Below are 18,659 nucleotides of genomic sequence, written 5' to 3'. Positions count from 1 at the left end.
CACCGCAGGCCAACTCCGCGAAACAGACACAGTGGAACTGTTCCTGACGACCCGTCCGTTTCGTTTCTCCAGTCCGCCTGTCACACATACCCGTCGAAGAGTTAGTTGACGCACCAAGGATCATGAGTAGAATGTCATGCACCACGAGGCAGACGTGGCAAAGTTGCCTCTCTTCAGCGAAGGAAATGATGAATTCGGTAAAGGCGAAGACGTGCGTTTCGCGCTGCAACCGCGGGTCTGGTGGCCGCAATGACCACAGCTGCGGAGAGAGACGACCAGAACGCCTCAATCGCCTTTACTGAAACGGTGAGTAATTTTGCTGCCGCGGATCTGGCAGCGAAGCATTCTGGTTCAGGTACATGACCTAGCTTGCGCGTTTCGCCATCTGCGTGAACCTCATCGCCCTACGCCCCAAGCTCGTCGTTCCCTGCGACGGTCGCGGGTGTTTAACCATGCCGGACCCCGCCTGCTAGCCGACATCACCGGCCTGAGTGACGCTTTCACCAAAACGCTGCACTGGCTTCGAGCCCGCAGCACCGGTGCCGGGCCGGGCCGCGACCGATTTGGCAGACTTCCTCGCCAATGGAGGCCGGCTGCAACTGACTGCTGAGGGTGGGCTGAGGTGTCCACCAATCCGCAGCAATGCCGAAGAGCCTCGCACCGGCCGGCCGGGCAAATCAGACCAAAGCTCAAGTGAACCGTGTCGCCATACGGGCCCGCTTTCAAACCATCCAAGCCTCTTGGCCTCGCGGCAAGAACCCAAGGAGATCACAATGGCGCTTCCAAGTACAGTCAAAGCACTGCGCACACTTCTCTACGTCCTCATGGCCTTCGTGGTCATCGCGGTGGTGGGCATCGCGTTGCAGTACTACCCCGGATCGCTGCTCGTGCAGGTGCTGTCACTTCTGCCCGCATTGTCGAGTGTTATCCATGTCTTTTACCTCCGACCAGGCCGCAACATACTGCGCATCACCCTCACCGTGACTCTGTCCGTGTACATCCTCGGTGCCGTTTCCTTGCTGGTGATAGTGAAAAGCCCTGGGTCCATTCTCAGTGTGGTCCTGGGCGTGACGATGCTGGTGCTGCTCCACCAGCGCAGCTCCCGCGAGTGGTTCGCGCATTCCACTGCGAAGACATTCGACCCTCCCCGCTCGGCAGTCAGCTAGTGCCGCGGCAGGCAACGTTCGCCCCGTCGCGACGCCCGGCACGCCCTCTCGCCGCACCGGCCGAAAGCCCGAGTACGTCCAGTACAAGGACTTCCGGCCGGCACGCCGAGAGCACGCACCGAACGCCGCTCCTTGACGGGCAAACGTTGCCTGCCGCGGCACTAGTGTGATGCGCTGGAAATCGGCGGATCAAGCGGTTCGTCAAGCGGCGGCCGGACGCTCCCGTCGACGAGCCACGGCCGGGACGGCCGCCGTCCGTCCTCCTCGGCCAGGTCGGGGACGTCATCGCCGCACAACTGGATTCCCCGCCGGGCAAGAACACTCACAAGGGCCAAGCCCTGTGGAGCATGCGCTGGAAGCCCGCGCCGGCGAAGTTGCACGAAACTCACGCCTCCTCCTGGGGGATGTGGCGGAGTGGTTGTTGGATCTTGGTGGGTCTCCGGTGACGGAATCGGGATATCCGGGCGGAAGTGTTGCGTGCAGCAGGCCCGGCGGATCAGCCGTCGGACGAACGCGAACCACAGGAGTGGAAACCATGGGCATGCACCTGAGCACCGGCAACGCCCTGTCTCAGCCGACCGCGACCACCGGGCACCGCCTCGCCGGATTCCGCGGCAGGGCCGCGGCGATAGCGGGCAGCGCCGTTCTGATGGGACTTCTCACCGCCTGCGGGTCGACCACAGGCACGGACGTTGCCTCCCCCGCCGACGACGGCCCCGCGAGCAGCAGCTCGCAGGAACCGTCCGACGCCTCGGCGGGGTCCGGGAACGGGCCGTCGTCCACGTCAGACAGTGGCTCGGATGCCTCCAAGGGCTCGTCGTCCTCCGGCGATGCGGCAGGCACAGGCACCCGCTGCCGCAGCTCGGACCTGAAGGCTTACGTCGGGGACCCTCACGGGGCGGCCGGATCAGTGGAGTACGCGATCTCGGTGGTCAATTTCTCCGACCACACCTGCACCCTCTACGGCTTCCCGGGGATGGCCTTCACCAAGGGAGCGGACGAGGTGGGAAGAACTCCGGAGCGTGACACCTCACTGGCCAAGGAACGGGTGACGCTTGCTCCGGGCAAGCGGGCCTGGGCCGGCTTGAGGTTCGCCCACCCCGAGGTGAGCGGGGGCCGGACCATCACTCCCGACGGGCTGGCCGTCACGCCGCCGGACGAGACCAGCTCGATCGGCGTCGACTGGCTCGGCGGGCCCGTCCCGAACAGCGGCGCGGTCGACGCTCCCACACTCACCCCGTTCACGGCGGAACCCATGGGCTGAGCCGGTTGCCGGTTTCCTGAGCCGGATCGAGGACCGGCGCGGTGGCTGCCGCTCGACCTGCTCCGACTGGCGCAGGTTCCATCGCTCCCGAACCGTACGGCACGTGCCTGGACCTGGGGTCGGCCGGAGCCGTCGTCACCCAGGACGGGACCGCGAGGTTCGGATGACGGGTCAGGCCGCCAAGGAGATCAAAGCCACCCTCCTCGGCGGATACGCCGGACGGCTCGCCCGCGAAAGACAACAGGACCGCGCCATCTCCATGGCCCTTGCCGAAGTACCTGTGGGGCTGGCCTTGGACACCCCACTCGGACCTTGGCTCAGCAGCTTCGGCAGGTGGCAGCCTGGCTTCAGCCTCTTCACCTATGCCGTGAGCACGATCAGGACCAGCAGCCGGCCGATGAGCAGCCCCCGAGCCCGGCCAGGCGCTTCGCGGTCTGGAAGATCTTCCCCACCCGCCGTCTGGATCCGGCCGTTCTGACCAAGGTGCGCAACGGGACAGGCCCGGTGGAGTGACAGCTGTAGTGGGCGAGTTCGCCTGTGCTGCGGTTGCGCCGGATCAGCAACTTGCGGTGACTGCACCGTCGAGGTGTGGCATGGGCAGGCGGAAGTGGGCTGGTCAGGCGTGGCAGGATGGGGGCGCCGTATCGGCGTCCCGTTGGCCGCTGTGAATCCGCAAGGTGGTGTCGTCGTGGTGGAGCCCAAGGGCCGTGAGCCGGTCCGGCGTAACGCGCGCTCCAACCGGGCGCGCATTCTGGCGACGGCCAGGCAGGAGCTCGGCCGCAACCCCGATGTCACGCTGGAGGAGATCGCGCGGGCCGCGGGTGTGGTGCGCCGTACGTTGTTCGGGCACTTTCCGGGGCGCGCGGCGCTGGTCGAGGCACTCACGGAGGAGGCGTCACAGGCGCTGTTGAGCGCCGTGTCCGGGCAGTCCGAGCCGGCGGAGACACCGGCCCACGAGTTGGCGCGGTTCGTCCTGTCGATATGGCCTGTGGGAGATCGGTTCCGGCTGCTGTTGGCGCTGATCCATCAGGACCTGGGCGCGCAGCGGGTGTCGGAGGTACTGGCGCCGGCCCGCGATGAGGCCGCGGCCATCATGGACCGAGGGCAGCATGACGGCGTGTTTCCCGCGCACTTGCCGCCGGCCGTGCTCAGTGCCGGACTGGAGGCGCTGATGATCTCCCTCCTCGAGTGCGTCAATGTGGGGATGTGGGAGGACGACGGCACCGGGGCGGCTGTTGCCGCGCTGGTCGCGGCGGGCGTGCCGACCGAACGGGCCCGCCAGGTGGTCGAAGCGGTCGCCTCGGACATCAAGCGCGAGGCTTCCTGACCGGACGGGCGGTGTGAGCGGCGGAACGTCGCCCGGTTGAAGCCCCGGTGCGGCTGCCCACCGACGTCGCCCCGCCCAACCGTTCCCGCGCCGACCGCGGGACGGACGGCTCCACGGCGCGGCTGAGCACGGTTCGGCCGACGGCTGCTGCGCGGCCGGAGCCCCGCAGCATGCGGTAGCGGTCGCTGACCGGCTGCGAGCCTGCGAACGACGGGCGCTCCCATCCGGTGTGGCGATTCGGTGCATTCGGCACCATGCCTCCCGGTCCAGGTTGGACCTATTCGCGCCTTTGAATCCGGTCTGACCCGCCCCCGCTGGTCGGTTCCGCAGCAGCTCGAAGGCGGAGCCGGTTCAAGCCGGAGCGAGCAGTGCCCGGCGTACGGCCACTGCTTGTCGAACCGTCCCCCGCGACACCGTTACCGCACCTTACGCGGCGCCTTACGCAACGCCCCGAGCAGCGCGAACGGTCGCCTACGCGCCCGGAGTCGGACACCGGTTCTCGTCGGGCGCGTCCGCCGTGTGCGGCACCGGGGAGATCTGGCGGGTCCCTCACGGGCGCTCTTCGTCGAGCCGCGCGCCGCTTTACGTGCACACCAATGGGCAAGTACTACTTGCACACTGGCGGGCAATGAGGCTAACGTTGCACACGGATGAGCAAGTAACTGCCTCGTCCACCCGGGGCCGCGCTCCACACCCGTACCCGCGAAGCCCGAAGCCGTCCTCCACCTCAGGAGCCTTGGATGCCACTCGTCGTCACCACACCGGTCGAGAAGATGACCGGGTCGTACTCACGACGCTGGTTCGCGCTGATCGTGCTGTGCCTGAGCCTGCTGATCGTCGTCATGGCCAACACGTCCCTGATCGTCGCCATCCCGGACATGACCAAGGACCTGCAACTCAGCAGCAGCGACCTGCAATGGGTCATCGACGCCTACACGGTCCCCTTCGCCGCACTGATGCTCGTACTCGGCTCCATCGGCGACAAATACAGCCGCCGCGGCGCCCTCATCACCGGCCTGCTGCTCTTCATGGCCGGCTCCGTCATGGGAAGCCAGGTCGACGAGACCAACCTCGTCATCACCGCACGAGCCATGATGGGCATCGGCGCCGCCGTCGTCATGCCCGCCACCCTCTCCCTGCTCGTGGCCATCTTCCCCAAGCACGAACGAGCACGCGCCATCACCGCATGGACCGCCACCTCAGGACTCGGCGTCGCCGTCGGCCCCCTCCTCGCCGGCTGGCTCCTCCAGGACCACGGCTGGGGCTCCACCTTCCTCATCAACGTCCCCATCGCCCTCACCGGCGTCATCGGCGCCCTGATGCTCGTGCCCCCGTCCAAGGCCGTGGGCATGGGCCGCATCGACTACATCGGCGGCCTGCTCTCCATCGCCTCACTCGGCTCCCTCGTCTACGCCATCATCGAAGGCCCCCACCGCGGCTGGAGCGCCGGCCCCGTCATCGCCGGAACCGTCATCGCAGCAACCGGCCTGATCACCTTCGTCCTGTGGGAACTGAAGCACCCCCACCCCATGCTCAACGTCCGCAAGTTCCGCACCCGCGCCTTCAGCGGCTCCACCATCGCCGTGGCACTCCTCTTCTTCGGCACCTTCGGCTCGATCTACTACACCACCCAGTTCCTGCAGTTCGTCCTCGACTACGACGCACTCGAGACCGGCATACGCCTCCTCCCCATGGCCGGCGCCGTCTTCGTCGGCTCCGCGGCCACCGGCTGGCTCACCCCCAAGCTCGGCATGAAGACCACAGTCGCCTTCGGCATCCTCGTCGCCTCCGCGAGCGTCCTGCTCCTGATCCAGGTCGACAAGGACACCACCTACCCCATGTTCGCCGCTTCCCTGATCCTCATCGGCCTCGCCATCGGCCTCAGCGTCGCCCCCGCCACCGACACCATCATGGGCTCCTTCCCCGAATCCGAACTCGGCGTGGGCGGCGGCGTCAACGACACCTCGATCGAACTCGGCGGCGCACTCGGCATCGCCGTCCTCGGCTCACTCCTGGGCACCCAGTACCGCGACAAGCTCGGCGACCTGGTCGGCGGCCGCCTGCCCGCCGACGCCCTGGACGTCGCCGAACAGTCGGTGGGCGCCGGCCTCGCAGTCGCCGAGCAAGCCGCCAAGATCCCCGCGATCGGCCCGCAGCAGGCACAAGCCCTGGTCGACGCCGTCCACGAATCCTTCGCCCACAGCGTCGCGCAGACCAGCCTCGTCGGCGGCATCATCATGGCCGGCGGCGCCATGGTGGTCCTCGCCCTCCTCCCCCGCCGCAAGAGCACTGGGAAGGAAGACCACGCGGGTCGGACGACGAGCGATCAGCAGGACATCCCGGCGACTCTGAACCCCCGCACACCGCAGGGAACATCGTCGCGGTAGGAGACACGGAGCAGAGGCCGCAGGGCCGGACGTTCACCAACGGCCGACTGCGGCCCTGCTCCCTCAGGACGGGCCATGCACTGAGCGGAGCATGGCCTCGGGACGGTGCCGGGAGGGGACCCCGGCACCGTCCCCTTTGTTCGTTCGAACCGAAGTCCGGCGGAGAACGCGGACGACGTGCCCGGCAGTCCCCGGATTCTCACGAGTGCTGTGTCACACCTGTGTGCGACTATCGCCCCGACACCATTGATCCAGGGGGGATCCCTTGTCCGACACGCACTCGTGTCCACCCACAAGACGCCGAAGAACGGCCGTCTTCGCCGTTGTCGTCTCGCTGTTCGCCTCACTCCTGACGCTGACCGGGGCGAGCCCCGCCGTCGCCGCCGACGAGGAGTGTGCGCCGCTCACGCTCGCGTCCTTCGGCGATCCGGGGGACGCGGTCACCAAGACCACCGTCCCGGCCGAGAGCAGCACCTGCTTCACCCTGACCGCTTCCGCGGCCGGTCTGTATCTGGTGACGCTGGACCACATCGACTTCTACGCGCGGATGCATGCCGCCGACGGCACCGAAGTCGACTGCTACGAGGAGCGGTTCCACCAGGAGGGCCAGTGCCAGGTGCCCGCCGCGGGCACCTACACGCTCAAGGTGGTCAACGGCAGCTGGTCGCAGGGGGAGACCTCGTTCACCGTCGTTCCGCTCGGTGCGGACACCCCGGGCTGCTTCGACCCCGTCGGCACGGGCTGGGACCAGGCACCGGTGAGCCGGACCTCAACGGGTGAGCTGGAGGTCGACTGCCAGAGGTTCGAGGGCAGTCCGGGCGAACGCGTCCGCCTCACCCACGGGACGAAGGCCTACGGCGACACCCTCGCGTGGATCACCGACAAGACCGGGGCCTGGATCTGCCCGCGCGTCACCGGGGACCACGAGGACACCCGCAGCTGTGTGCTGCCCGGCGACGGCCCTTACCGGGTGCTGTCCAAAGTGACGTACGCCGGATCTGGCCACCCGGCCGAGTACGCGGTCAAGGTGCGGTCGCTGTCCGACCCGCAGGGCTGCCGTACCGCGACCCTCCGCCCGTTCGGCCCTCCCGAGGGGCTGGACTACGGCACCAACCCGTGTTTCACGTTCACCGTCGACAAGGCGGGCCACTACCTCGTGCACTCCGTGGACAGCTACTCCGCGAGCGCGGTCCGGGTGTTCGACACGGACGGGAAGATCGCCTGCCGGGAGAGCGACCCATGCCGTCTGCCGGCCGCGGGCACGTACACGGCGGTCCTCGACGGCGCGTACCCCTTCCCCTACACGGAGAGCGACCCGGACGACCTGCTTCTGCTGGACCGTGCCTCCGACGCCGGGTGTGCGGCCACCGAGACGGGTTTCTACAGGGGCGAGTTGAGCACGGTCGGGCAGTACGACTGTCTGGCGCTGGACGTCCCGCAGGGGTCCAGCATCGCCGCGCTCACCCCGCTCGCCGCCACGGGTGTGGACACCGAGCTCGCGGTCTTCGACCGGGACGGCGTCGCCCAGTGCACGTCGACGGAGCTGGCGGCCGGCAACTGCGCGCTGACCGGCCCGGCCCCCTACCGGGTGCTGGTGCACACCGATGACCAAGGCGACGGCGCGACAGGCCCCTACACGATCGCCTTCCACCGCACCGACGCCGCGAACGACTGCCCGGTCCTGCCGGCCGGCAGCTTCACCGCCGACGGCGCCAAGGCCACGCTGAGCACCGGGGACGGAGTCTTCTCACGGTGCCTGACCATTCCGGCCGACGCGCACACCGACGCGGAGGTCCTCCAGCTGGTCAACACCTCCGGCGGTGTGGCCGCGAAGTTCTCCGTGCTCGATGCCACCGGCAAGCAGGTCTGCGACCGCATCGCCACGACCAACGGCTGGGGGCTGTGCCGGCTGACCCCGGGGCAGGCCCACACCGTGCTGCTCACCGGCCGGGAGTCGGCCGCGACGTACACGCTCGCCCGACGCGATGTGACCGCGAGCGCCTCCGCGGCGGGCTGTGTGAAGTCCGGCGCGTCGAAGGTCGGCGGCCCGTCCCTGGCGGGCACGTACGGTGACCCCGGCACCCTGACGTGCCACCAGGTCACCACCGCCGCCGCCACCGACGTCCTGCACCTGGACGTCCGGGACGCGCTGGGCACCGCCAACATCATCGCTTTCGGCGGTGACGGCACCGCCGAGTGCTCCTTCCGCAACCGCTCCTGCGCGGTCACCGGGTCCACCACCCACCAGGTCCTCGTGCAGACCCCGGCCAACCTCAAGGCCGCGTCCGCGTACCGCCTGGACGCGCTGCGCATCGCGACCGCGGACGGGCCGGCGCCGGAGTGCACCAAGGTGCCGTCGGTGTCGTACGGCTACGGGCCCATCACCGGCACGCTCGACGAGCAGCACACCGCGGTGTGCGCGGTCCTGCCCACAGCCGGGTACGACCGCTTCGACGCCGAGATCACCGACACCACCGGCGCCACCACCACCGCGGTGCCCGCGCTGTACAACAGCGCCTGGAACAACGGCTGCACGCTGACGAGCTCCGGGCACCAGTGCTCGGCCGGCGGTTCGTCCTCGGGGGCCAGTCCGAGCCTGTTCCTGCTCGGCCTGCCGGAGAAGGCGTCCAGCACCTCCTACAGCGCCAGGCTGGCGTGCTTCTCGACGCTGTGCGGCACGGACAAGGTCAGCGTCACCGCGGTGAGCCCCGACACCGGGGTCGCCGAGAGCAAGGTCACGCTCACGGTCACCGGCACCGCACTGCCCGCGAACGCCACGGTACGACTGGCCCAGAGCGGCAAGACGCTGACCGCCACGACGAACTCGGTCTCCGCGGACCACAAGACGCTGACCGCGACCCTCGATCTGACGGGCGTGGCGCCGGGCACCTGGTCCGTCAGCGTGTTCACCAACTGCTGCGAGTACGCGCGCGGCACCTTCTCCGTGACCCAGCCCCAGCTGAAGAACACGGCCGCCCCCAGGGTGACCGGCACGGCCAAGGCCGGCGCCAAGGTCACTGCCGCTCCGGGCAGCTGGTCGGCGACTCCCACTTCGTACACGTACCAGTGGAAGGCCGACGGCAAGGCGATCTCCGGGGCCACCGCGGCCTCGTACACCGTCCCCGCGTCGGTCGTCGGCAAGAAGCTCACCGTGACCGTCACCGCCGTCAGGAGCGGCTGGCAGAGCGGAACGGCCACCTCGGCGGCCGTCACCGTCGCCAAGGGTGACGCGCCCAAGGCGACCAAGCTTCCGGTCATCAGCGGTACGGCCAAGGTCGGCAGGACCCTGAAGACGACCAAGGGGACATGGAGCCCGGCGGCGACGTCGTACAAGTACCAGTGGTACGCCAACGGGAAGGCGATCACCGGCGCTACCAAGTCGTCGCTGGTGCTGAAGTCGGCGCAGAAGGGCAAGAAGATCACCGTGAAGGTGATCGCCCTGCGCACCGGCCACAAGGACGGCTCGGCGGTCAGCAAGCCGACCGGCACGGTCAAGAGCTGACGTGTCGCGGTCTACCGAGAAGTGAGCGAGGGGGGCGGCCGAGTGGCCGCCCCCCTCCGTCATGGCTCCAGCACCACCGTCATGGCTCCAGCACCACCGTCGGGAGGTGTCGGGCCGTCTCCGCCTGTCGGCGGCGGAGCCGGGCGTCCGGGCGCTGGTGGGCGCTCACACACTTCCCGTGATGAGGAACCCGCTGGTCCGCTCGTGAGGAACCCGCTGGCAGCGTTGTCGGTGGCATGACCTATTCTTCGCTCACTCGCCACACGCGACGCACAGGTCCCCCACATGGCAACGGACCGCGCGTGTGGACACTCACATTCGTTCCGGGGGGTTCGAAACACAAGTGCGCAAGCGCTCCCTCGCGGCCGCCACCACGCTGGCGGTCCTCCTCAGCTCGGCGGTACTGGCCGCCACTCCGGCGTCCGCGGACTCCGTCAAGCCCGTCACGGGCCTCGAAGACGCCACCGACATGGTGGTGGACGGCACTCACGGCCGGGTGTTCATCAGCGACAGGTCCACGAACCGGATCGCCGTCACCGACGGCACCGGCACCGTGATCGGCGCCCTCACCGGCCTGCCCCAGGTCCGTGACATCACGCTCAGCCCCGACGACAGCACGCTGTACGCCGCGGTCTACGGCGCCGACAAGATCGTCGCCTTCGACACGGCGACCCTCACGCAGACCGCCGAGTACGCCACCGGTGACCGGACCATCCCGTCCCGACTGGCCTACGCCGACGGCAAGCTGTGGTTCGGCTACGGCGACCAGTGGGACTCCGGGCTCGGCGTGGTCGACCTGACCGCCGAGACCCCGACGGTCACCCTCGACCTGGCGGCGGGCCACAACTTCTCCAGCCCGCCCGAACTCTACGCCGACCCCGACAATCCGGGCACGCTGCTGGCCCTCGACGCCCACATCAGCTCCGGCCCGATCGTCGTCTACGACATCTCCTCCGGCGTCCCGGTGCTCCGGGTCACCGACGACAAGGGCGGCTTCTACCACGACGCCGCGCTCACTCCCGACGGGCAGAGCGTGGTCGTGGCGGGTCCCGGCACCCGGGCGCTCACCGAGTACCGCCTCTCCGACCTGGCGGAGGTGCGTACCTACCCCGTCCCCTCGGAGCCGGAGACGGTCTCCGTCGCCCCGGACGGCACGGTCGCGGCCACCGTCCTCGACACCGACGACATCGGTGACACCTACGTCTTCCCCGCCGACGCGAGCAAGCCGGTCAACGTCCGCAACCTGTCGCATTCCTGGATGCCGTGGGGCGGCCACACCACCAACTGGTCGGCGGACGGCAGCAAGCTGTTCGTCATCACCGACACCTACTACACGCCCCAGTTCCAGGTCGTCGACGAGCCCCGCAAGTACGCGGCGACGCTGACCGTGAACGCCCCCGCCGGCGCCACCCGGGCCAAGACCCTGACGGTGACCGGCAAGCTCACCGCCAACCTGGCCCTGCCCGCCGGCACCCCGATCACGGTCACCCGCACCGACATGGAGTCGCCGAACGGCAAGTCGCTGGGCACCAAACCCCTCGGCACCGGCGGCAAGTTCAGCTTCACGGACACCCCGCCGGCGGGCGGCAAGGTGAAGTACACGGTGACGTACGAGGGCGACGCCGAGCACACCCGCGCCTCGGCCACCGACACCGTCGACGTCTCCCGGGCCACGCCGGCCCTGACGCTGAACAACAACGGCAAGGTCTACTCGTACGGCCAGGACGTGAAGTTCACCGCGCACCTCGGTACGACGTACAAGAACCGCACGGTGGAGATCTGGGCCAACCCCTACGGCGCGGACAAGCCGAACAAGCTGGTGAAGACCGGCTCGGTCAACTCCGCCGGCAACCTGTCGGTCGTCGTCGACCTCAAGCGCAAGACCAAGCTGACGGCGAAGTTCGCGGGTGACGCCCGCTACGCGCCGCGGTCCGTGGAGAGCACGGTCGGCGCCAAGGTGCCGATCTCCACGTCGGTCAGCGGCTACTACAAGACGAAGTACACGTGGAACCACACGTATCTCTTCTTCCGCCAGTCCAAGGACCCGGTCGTCACGGCGACGCTGCCGCCGTACCCGGGCCGCACGCAGAAGCTCCAGCTCCAGTACTGGTCGGGCGTCAGCTGGACGAACTCGTACGACGAGTACTTCAAGCTCGACTCCGCGGGCAAGTCCGCCGTCCAGCTCACCGGCACCCCGCCGAAGGGCATCCGCTTCCGGGTCCGCAACTCCTACATCAGCGGCTCGGGCGACAGCGTGAACTCCACGACCTACGGCTCCTGGAAGTACTTCACCTTCACGAGCTGAGCGTCTGCGGCAGCTGACCGGGGTCGGCCGGCGCGGGCCCGTGTTCGCGGGCCCGCGCCGGGTCGCCGATCCGCCCCCGCTGGTGGTGGGCCCGGTCGGCGGCCGCATCCACGGCGGGTACCTCCGGCGCCTGCCCGGCCGCCGGCCCCCGTGGCCGCCACCGCCGGCCGGTGCTTGTTCTTCTACTTCCGGTCGACCACGGGAGTGAACTCGTCGACGTAGATTTTCGGAGTCTGCGGAGCCGGTCCCATGTCCGCGGAGCCGATCATCGCTTCGTCCCGTCCGGTCTCGCCCGCAGGGACATCTTGAATCCAGAACCGGTTGTGCGCGGTCCAGCCCTCACCGTCGGCGATGCTGATCTGGACCGAGTACGTTGCATTGCGCTCGTAGGTGTTGGCCACCTCGATCTCGGTACGCACACCGCTGGCTTCCGGTGTGGCCCGCACGACCAGGTCTCCGTATTCCAGCACACGTGTACTGCCTTCGGAGTGCACCGAAGCCACGGGTGACGGACGCTCTTCCGGGCTTGATCGAGACCTGTCCGGGCCCGCCACGGGTGACCATGGGGTCGTGGAGGTCGGTGGTAGGTCGTGGCCGTCACCGGCCCCGACACCCAGGGCGTCAGGTGCGGCCCTCAAGTTCCGGCCCACGGAGGCGGTCTGACGGGCACACATCCCTGCACGGAACCGGTCGCGCGGGTGATCCGTCGAAGGGGCATGCATCCCGTACGCGCCACCCTCGCCCTCATCTTCACCGCGAGCGTGCTCGCGGGCTGCACCGAGGCGTCGGGGGACAACGCGGCCCCCAAGCCCTCCACGGCACCCGCCCGCTCCACCGCACCACCCCCGCGGGAGATCCCGTTCGACCTCTACACACACTGCGGCATCGAGGAGGCCCGGATCGGGTCCACCTACTACGAGGCCGATCCCCCGTTGTCGGACGGCGCGGACAATCCGCCGGCCGGATGGGAGAACCCCACGCAGCAGGGGACCATGACCCTGGTCAGCCAAACGGAGGCGGTGTTCCGGGACGACCGGGGGCACGAGGTGGTGTTCCGCGCCCGGCCCGGGGCGACGGGCTTCAAGCAGATCTGCCAGTAGCGCTGCGCAGGCGGGCCCGGCCCGCTGACCGCCGGCGTCGGCCGTGTGCGTCGCGGTCCAACCCCAACAGAAACTTGATGCTTCAATCAGTTGGAGTATCGTTGCTGACTCGAAGACTTTTTCTTGGTCCGGGTCCAGGCGTGCCCGTCGGCGGGAGCGCCGGTGGTGTGCTTGGCGGCGTGAACCCGCCGGCATTTGCCTTGGACAGCACGAGGGTGAGCAACGAAATGCCGACGAATTCCATGCAAGACCTGGTACGCCCCCTGGGGACCAGTGAGTACCTCACTCATCAGTTCTCAAAAAGCCATTCCATGAACTTCACACTGGGAGCGGAATTCCCGGTTGTACTCACCCCGGAGCAGTTGCGCGTTGCCCTGTCGGCCGCGCAGGAACGGCACCCGCTGCTGTCGGCGCATATCGACGACTGCCCCGGGTCCGGACTCGGCTTCTACCGGTCGCCAACGGCAATCCCCATCGAACTGACCGTCCTGCGGCAGACGATGAACGGCTGGACACAGGCGGCGAGTGCGGAACTCAGCCGCCCGATCGAGACTTCGAGCGCCCCGCTGATGCGCGCTGTTCTGATACAGGACACGGCATCATCGATGGTGCTCCTCACGTTCGATCACGCCATAGCGGACGGCATGGGTGCGGTCTTTCTGCTCAAGGATCTGGTTGCGGCCCTCAACGGCCGGGAACTGGCACCGCTTCCGGTGCCGGAGCAGCAGGAAAAACTGATCGCAGGTGTTTCACTACCGCCGGCGGAAGACCGACTCGGAGAGCCTTCGGGAGGGGATCCTCGGATGGCTGCACCGGGAGGAAAGAGCCGAGCGACGCGGGGAATCCCGCTTCCCCCTGTCCAGAATCTCGAGCTGGATGTCGAGCGCACCGGCAGGATCGTCGAACGCTGCAGAATCGAGGGAACGACCGTCCACTCACTCCTCGTCGCTGTGGCATCGAGGGTGACCGGCACCCTGGACGGCAAGGACTTCGTACGCGTGATGTCCCCCGTCAACCACCGGCGCCTCACCGGCGCGGGCGAAGGAGTGGCTTCGTACAGCTGCGCAGGGCGTACAGGATCGCAGCCCCACGACGGCACCCCGTTGTGGGAGCAGGCCCGAGCCGTTCGCGCGGAGCTTTCACCGCTGGGATCCCTTGCCGGTATCGCCACGGCGGTGGCGGCCATCGACGAAGCTTTCCCGGGTGACGTGGATCCCGACACACTGGCTGAAATGGTCACAAACGGGCCTGGCAACGAACTCAGCATCACCAACTTGGGAGTTGTCGATCTGGGGCCCGCCGAACAGATCCACCCGACCAGGGTTGTCGGTCCACTCATAGCCAGCCATGTGGAGGGGCAGGAGATCATATCGGTCGCCACCTTCGCCGGCCGGATGCAGGTATGCGGCGTCTCCCACGGCATCAGGGAAGAGTTCTTCACAGAACTCCGGCAGGGATTGGTCGACGCCGTGAGCTGATCACCGCGGCAGGTCGAGTTCGTTCCGTCCGGGCGCCGGCAGCTGTCCGGCGCCCGAGCCCGGAGGCCCGGCTGTGGCAGTGACCGCCGCGGCCGGTCACCAGCACCAGAAGCGGGGAGCGGGAGGCGGGGGGTGGTTGCGCTCGTGGTGCCACGCCCCCGTAGGAGATGTTGCCGTGGGGGTGCCGCACGGGTGGCCGGGGTGGGGCGGATCGTCATTTAGGCTTCAGGGCGGCTGCGGGGCTGCGGCTCGTCGCTGTGCGTGGCGGCTGCGGAACGGTCAGGCCGGTCGAGGAGAGCGGCTTGTGTCAGGGCCTTGGTCCGGACGGGACCACGTGACGCTGATCATGAAGATCGGGGGGAATCACGTGACCGCCGGGGTGCGTCTGAGTGGTGTGGGGCGCTCAGCCCGCCAGCCAGTGAACAGAAGGCCCCCAGGGAGAAGTGAGGTATGCCCGTGATCTGCGTCGGTGGCATGATCGGAATCGGCAAGACGAGTGTGGCCGAACTGCTCGCCAAGGAGCTGGGCAGTGAAGTCTTCTACGAGAGCGTGGAAGACAATCCGATCCTGCCGCTCTTCTACACGGCGAGCCCCGAGGAGATCCAGGCGAAGCGCTACCCCTTCCTGCTCCAGCTCTACTTCCTGCGGACGCGGTTCGCCTCGATCAAGGAGGCGTACAAGCAGGGCGACAACGTCCTGGACCGCTCCATCTACGAGGACTGGTACTTCGCCAAGGTCAATCACGACCTGGGCCGGATCAGCTCCCTCGAAATGCAGGTGTACGAGGGGCTGCTCGACGAGATGATGCGCGAGATCGACGGTCTGCCGTACCGCAAGGCACCCGATCTCATGGTCTACCTCAAGGCGGACTTCGATACGGTGCTGCGCCGTATCGGGCTGCGGGGCCGCGATTTCGAGCAGGACGACAGTCTCGTCGAGTACTACCGGGCGCTGTGGTCCGGCTACGACGACTGGGTGCACAAGCACTACTCGGCCAGCGAGGTCCTCGTCGTCGACATGAACCACACGGATGTGGTGAACAACCCCGAGGACGCGGCGCGCGTGGCGCAGGAGGTCAAGGACGCTCTGGCGGCGGCCGAGCGCCGGGCCTGAAGCGCGTTCCACGCCGGGGGCTCCACCCTGACCGCTTGCCGGCGTGCGTGATCCCGGCCACGAAGAGGGCGAGGGGGCTGAAGCACTTCGGTGCTTTGGGATGAACTCCCTGACAGTGGCTCCGAATTGAGAGTTGCCGGTATCGGTAGTTGTCGATATCGGTCGCCGAATGCGGGTGCGTCGGCCAGGTCATGCGCCTGCTCGCTGCTCGTGGGCCGGGTGAGTACGGCGACCGGGGGCAGGGCTGAACGTCGGGTGGCGGCCAGGGTGTGACCGGCTGGCGCGCTTGTGCGTTCGTCAGCCGTTCCCGGCGGTCGCGACCCGCTCCTGGGAGTGCCTCGTGGCTCGGTGCGGCTGGCTGGCTGTGAGCGCCTTGGCGAACTCGGTGCCGCTCGGCTTGTGCCGAGCGTGTGGCCGAGTTCGCCGGTCCGTGTGCGCGGCGCTTTCAGTTGCGGGCGACAGGGTCGCGTTCCGCCCCGGCATCGCTGCTCGGCGCGCTGGTCAGGATCGCGCTTGCGACGACGTCGAAGAGGTGGTCGGCGCGTGACGCGAGCGAGCGCTGATCGCCTAGCCAGGCGAGTGCCGATACCAGCGCGAACAGATCGACGCCGTCGATGTCGGTCCGTGCCTTGTCCGCGGCCTGGGCGCGGGTGAGAAGCCGGGCGCCGGCCGCGCGCAGGGTGGAGCACGAGGCGTGAAGCGCGGACTCGGGATCGTCGATGGCGGCTGCCATGAGCACGACCACACCCCGGTATTCGGTTGTCCAGGCGACACAGTCGCGCAGCCACGAGGCGAGGGCTTCGTCGGGCGAGCTGGACGTTTCGAGAGCGGCTGCTTTGGCGGTCAGCTCGTCGAAGTTGGTGCGGAGCAGGGCATCGAGCAGCGCTTCGCGGGTCGGGAAGTGGCGCAGCAGCGTCGCGAGGCCGACGCCGGCCCTGCGGGCGATGTCGCGCAGTGATACGTCGATGCCTTGCTCGGTGATGGCGGCGCCCGCTACCTCGAGCAGGTGGTCGTGGTTCTTTCTGGCGTCGGCCCGCATCTGTCCCTCTTGACTTCCGGATCAGTGGTCCATATATTCGGATCAGTGGTCCACTTATATGGATCGCTGATCCGAATAGTCTAGCCCGCGGCGCGGGCAGGAGAAAACGATGCCGAAACACACGATGAGGGCGGTCCGGCTCCATGAGCACGGCGGCCCTGAAGTTCTGCGCTACGACGAGGTGCCGATTCCCGAGCCGGGGCCGGGTGAGGTGCTCGTCCGCGTGCACGCGGTCGGTGTCAATCCCCCCGACTGGTACCTGCGCGACGGGATGTCCAACCTGCCTGAGCACGTGAGGCCGAAGTTCAGCCTGCCCGTGATCCCGGGGACGGACCTGTCCGGCGTCGTCGAGGCCGTCGCCGCGGACGTGGACGACTTCCGCGTCGGTGATGAAGTCTTCGGCCTCCTCCGCTTCCCCGGCTTCGACGGCAGCACGTACGCCCAGTACGTGGCCGCGCCCGCGTCGGACCTCGCACACAAGCCGGCCGGCATCGATCACGTGCATGCCGCCGGGGCGCCCATGGCCGGGCTCACCGCGTGGCAGTTCCTGATCGAGCTCGGACACGACCACCCCTCGCCCTTCCAGGCGGCCCAGCACCGTCCGGTGCCGCTCCGCGCAGGCATGACGGTGCTCGTCAATGGTGCCGCGGGCGGTGTGGGGCACTTCGCGCTGCAGCTGGCGAAATGGAAGGGCGCACGCGTCATCGCGGTGGCGTCGGGCGCGCACGAAACGTTCCTGAAGGAACTCGGCGCCGACGAGTTCATCGACTACACCAAGAGTCGCCCCGAGGAACTCGTGCACGACATCGATCTCGTTCTCGACACCGTCGGCGGGCCCGACAGCAAGCGCTTCCTGCGCACGCTCAAGCGGGGCGGCTCCCAGTTCCCCGTGTTCTTCGGCGAATTCGACGAAGAAGAGACCGCGAAGCTGGGTGTCACCGTCACCGGCACCCAGGTCCGCTCGAACAGCACGCAGCTCGCCGAACTCGGACGCCTGCTCGACGCGGGCACGGTCCGCGTCGCGATCGACAGCACCTTCGCACTCGCCGACGCCCGAGCCGCGCACGAACGCGCCGCCCGCGGCCACGTCCAGGGCAAGATCGTTCTCACCGTCGCCTAAGCGCGAGTCACCGCGCCGAAGCGCGGAACACGGCGGACGAGCCACCCCCACACGGCGGACCCCATACCGCGGCCCTCCCACCTCGGCCCCCACTGCGGACGAGCCATCCCCATGGCGGATGACCTCCCGCACGGCAGGTGAGCTCCCGCACGGACGAGCGCCCTCTCTGGCCGTCATCGCCGTCCGCCACAGCAGCAGCCGTGGGACAGCAAGACGTCCCGGCCGCCGCCACCACCTGTTGAACCGGTGACGCATCGCGCGTGATCCACCGTCGTAAAGGCGACGCATTGCGCGTGATCCACCGTCGCACACAGCAAGGACACCCCCCATGAAGCTCAAGCTCGAAATGATCGTGCTGCCCGTCTCTGACATCGACCGGGCCAAGGCCTTCTACGAGAAGATCGGATTCCGCCTCGACGTCGACTACACGGCCGGCGAGGACTTCCGGATCGTGCACTTCACGCCGTCCGGCTCCGAGTGCTCGATCATGTTCGGCGAGGAGATGACTCCCCTCGCCCCCGGCTCCCTCCAGGGCCTGTACCTCATCGTCGACGACATCGAGGAAGCCCACGCGGAGCTCACCGGCCGCGGCATCGAGGTCAGCGAGATCTTCCACGACGCAGGCGGCCTCTTCCACGGCCACGAGGGCGGCGACGTCACCCACCGCCGCCCCGGCCAGCAGCGGCTCGCCGGCCTGCACCCCGAGCGCGCCTCCTACGGCTCCTTCCTCACCTTCAGCGACCCGGACGGCAACGGCTGGGTGATCCAGGAGATCAAGCAGCGCCACCCCGGCCGCTGACGACCCACGAGCCGGCGCCCAACTGCCGCAACGGGCCGTGTCCGGCCCGGACGGGAATC

At 68.3% G+C, this 18,659-nt stretch carries 14 protein-coding genes and 1 pseudogene; 11 read left to right on the top strand and 4 right to left on the bottom strand.

The genetic code is table 11. The features are described 5' to 3' along the window. Window positions 1-773: 773 nt before the first annotated feature. Together DN051_RS43630 and DN051_RS43625 are read left to right on the top strand one after the other, a co-directional pair. Window positions 774-1,166: a hypothetical protein gene (locus DN051_RS43630; protein WP_112443250.1), complete on the top strand. Its 393-nt coding sequence runs from the start codon at window positions 774-776 to the stop codon at window positions 1,164-1,166. Window positions 1,167-1,701: 535 nt separating this feature from the next. Next, window positions 1,702-2,430, top strand: a complete 729-nt coding sequence (locus DN051_RS43625) for a DUF4232 domain-containing protein (RefSeq protein ID WP_112443249.1) — start codon at window positions 1,702-1,704, stop codon at window positions 2,428-2,430. A gap of 410 nt (window positions 2,431-2,840) precedes the next feature. Here DN051_RS43625 and DN051_RS47070 read toward each other — a convergent pair. Next, window positions 2,841-3,002, bottom strand: a pseudogene (locus DN051_RS47070) (IS701 family transposase); the annotation flags it as partial. Window positions 3,003-3,118: 116 nt separating this feature from the next. Between DN051_RS47070 and DN051_RS43620 the strand changes: the two are divergent. The 4 genes from DN051_RS43620 to DN051_RS43605 all read left to right on the top strand — a co-directional run bounded on the left by DN051_RS43620 (window position 3,119) and on the right by DN051_RS43605 (window position 11,951). Next, a complete protein-coding gene (locus DN051_RS43620) occupies window positions 3,119-3,757 on the top strand; it encodes a TetR/AcrR family transcriptional regulator (protein WP_053763746.1) in 639 nt (212 codons plus the stop codon). Between the two features lie 740 nt (window positions 3,758-4,497). Beyond that, window positions 4,498-6,144 carry an MFS transporter gene (locus DN051_RS43615; RefSeq protein ID WP_112443248.1) on the top strand — a complete coding sequence of 549 codons (1,647 nt, stop codon included), beginning with the start codon at window positions 4,498-4,500 and terminating at the stop codon, window positions 6,142-6,144. A gap of 265 nt (window positions 6,145-6,409) precedes the next feature. Then, entirely contained in the window at window positions 6,410-9,646 is a 3,237-nt protein-coding gene (locus tag DN051_RS43610) for a Tat pathway signal protein (protein ID WP_112443247.1), read from the top strand. Between the two features lie 343 nt (window positions 9,647-9,989). Beyond that, window positions 9,990-11,951 carry a YncE family protein gene (locus tag DN051_RS43605; protein ID WP_053756918.1) on the top strand — a complete coding sequence of 654 codons (1,962 nt, stop codon included), beginning with the start codon at window positions 9,990-9,992 and terminating at the stop codon, window positions 11,949-11,951. Here DN051_RS43605 and DN051_RS47430 read toward each other — a convergent pair. After that, a complete protein-coding gene (locus tag DN051_RS47430) occupies window positions 11,941-12,063 on the bottom strand; it encodes a hypothetical protein (RefSeq protein ID WP_281289074.1) in 123 nt (40 codons plus the stop codon). The genes DN051_RS43605 and DN051_RS47430 overlap by 11 nt on opposite strands. A gap of 70 nt (window positions 12,064-12,133) precedes the next feature. Continuing rightward, entirely contained in the window at window positions 12,134-12,421 is a 288-nt protein-coding gene (locus DN051_RS43600) for a hypothetical protein (RefSeq protein WP_159053909.1), read from the bottom strand. A 246-nt stretch (window positions 12,422-12,667) separates the two neighbouring features. Between DN051_RS43600 and DN051_RS43595 the strand changes: the two genes are divergently transcribed. From DN051_RS43595 to DN051_RS43585, 3 genes are all read left to right on the top strand, one after another. After that, a complete protein-coding gene (locus DN051_RS43595; RefSeq protein ID WP_112443246.1) occupies window positions 12,668-13,051 on the top strand; it encodes a hypothetical protein in 384 nt (127 codons plus the stop codon). Between the two features lie 311 nt (window positions 13,052-13,362). After that, window positions 13,363-14,529 (top strand): hypothetical protein, encoded by a 1,167-nt coding sequence (locus tag DN051_RS43590; protein ID WP_162625206.1) that lies wholly within the window; start codon window positions 13,363-13,365, stop codon window positions 14,527-14,529. Between the two features lie 450 nt (window positions 14,530-14,979). After that, the gene (locus tag DN051_RS43585) at window positions 14,980-15,642 is read left to right on the top strand and encodes a deoxynucleoside kinase (protein ID WP_112443244.1); all 663 of its coding nucleotides are present in this window, start codon (window positions 14,980-14,982) and stop codon (window positions 15,640-15,642) included. Between the two features lie 445 nt (window positions 15,643-16,087). Here the strand turns inward: DN051_RS43585 and DN051_RS43580 are convergent, their stop codons facing one another. Further along, complete coding sequence (locus DN051_RS43580) at window positions 16,088-16,681, bottom strand: TetR/AcrR family transcriptional regulator (protein WP_053756913.1); 594 nt, start codon at window positions 16,679-16,681, stop codon at window positions 16,088-16,090. 109 nt (window positions 16,682-16,790) lie between these two features. Between DN051_RS43580 and DN051_RS43575 the strand changes: the two genes are divergently transcribed. Further along, window positions 16,791-17,801: an NADP-dependent oxidoreductase gene (locus DN051_RS43575; RefSeq protein ID WP_199315034.1), complete on the top strand. Its 1,011-nt coding sequence runs from the start codon at window positions 16,791-16,793 to the stop codon at window positions 17,799-17,801. Between the two features lie 328 nt (window positions 17,802-18,129). Beyond that, a complete protein-coding gene (locus DN051_RS43570) occupies window positions 18,130-18,600 on the top strand; it encodes a VOC family protein (protein WP_112443243.1) in 471 nt (156 codons plus the stop codon). Window positions 18,601-18,659 lie beyond the last annotated feature (59 nt).

It is taken from the genome of Streptomyces cadmiisoli (assembly GCF_003261055.1).
GTDB classification, from domain to species: Bacteria; Actinomycetota; Actinomycetes; order Streptomycetales; family Streptomycetaceae; genus Streptomyces; species Streptomyces cadmiisoli.
Note: the sequence above shows the minus strand (reverse complement) of the source record. Positions and strands in the feature narration are given on the sequence as shown.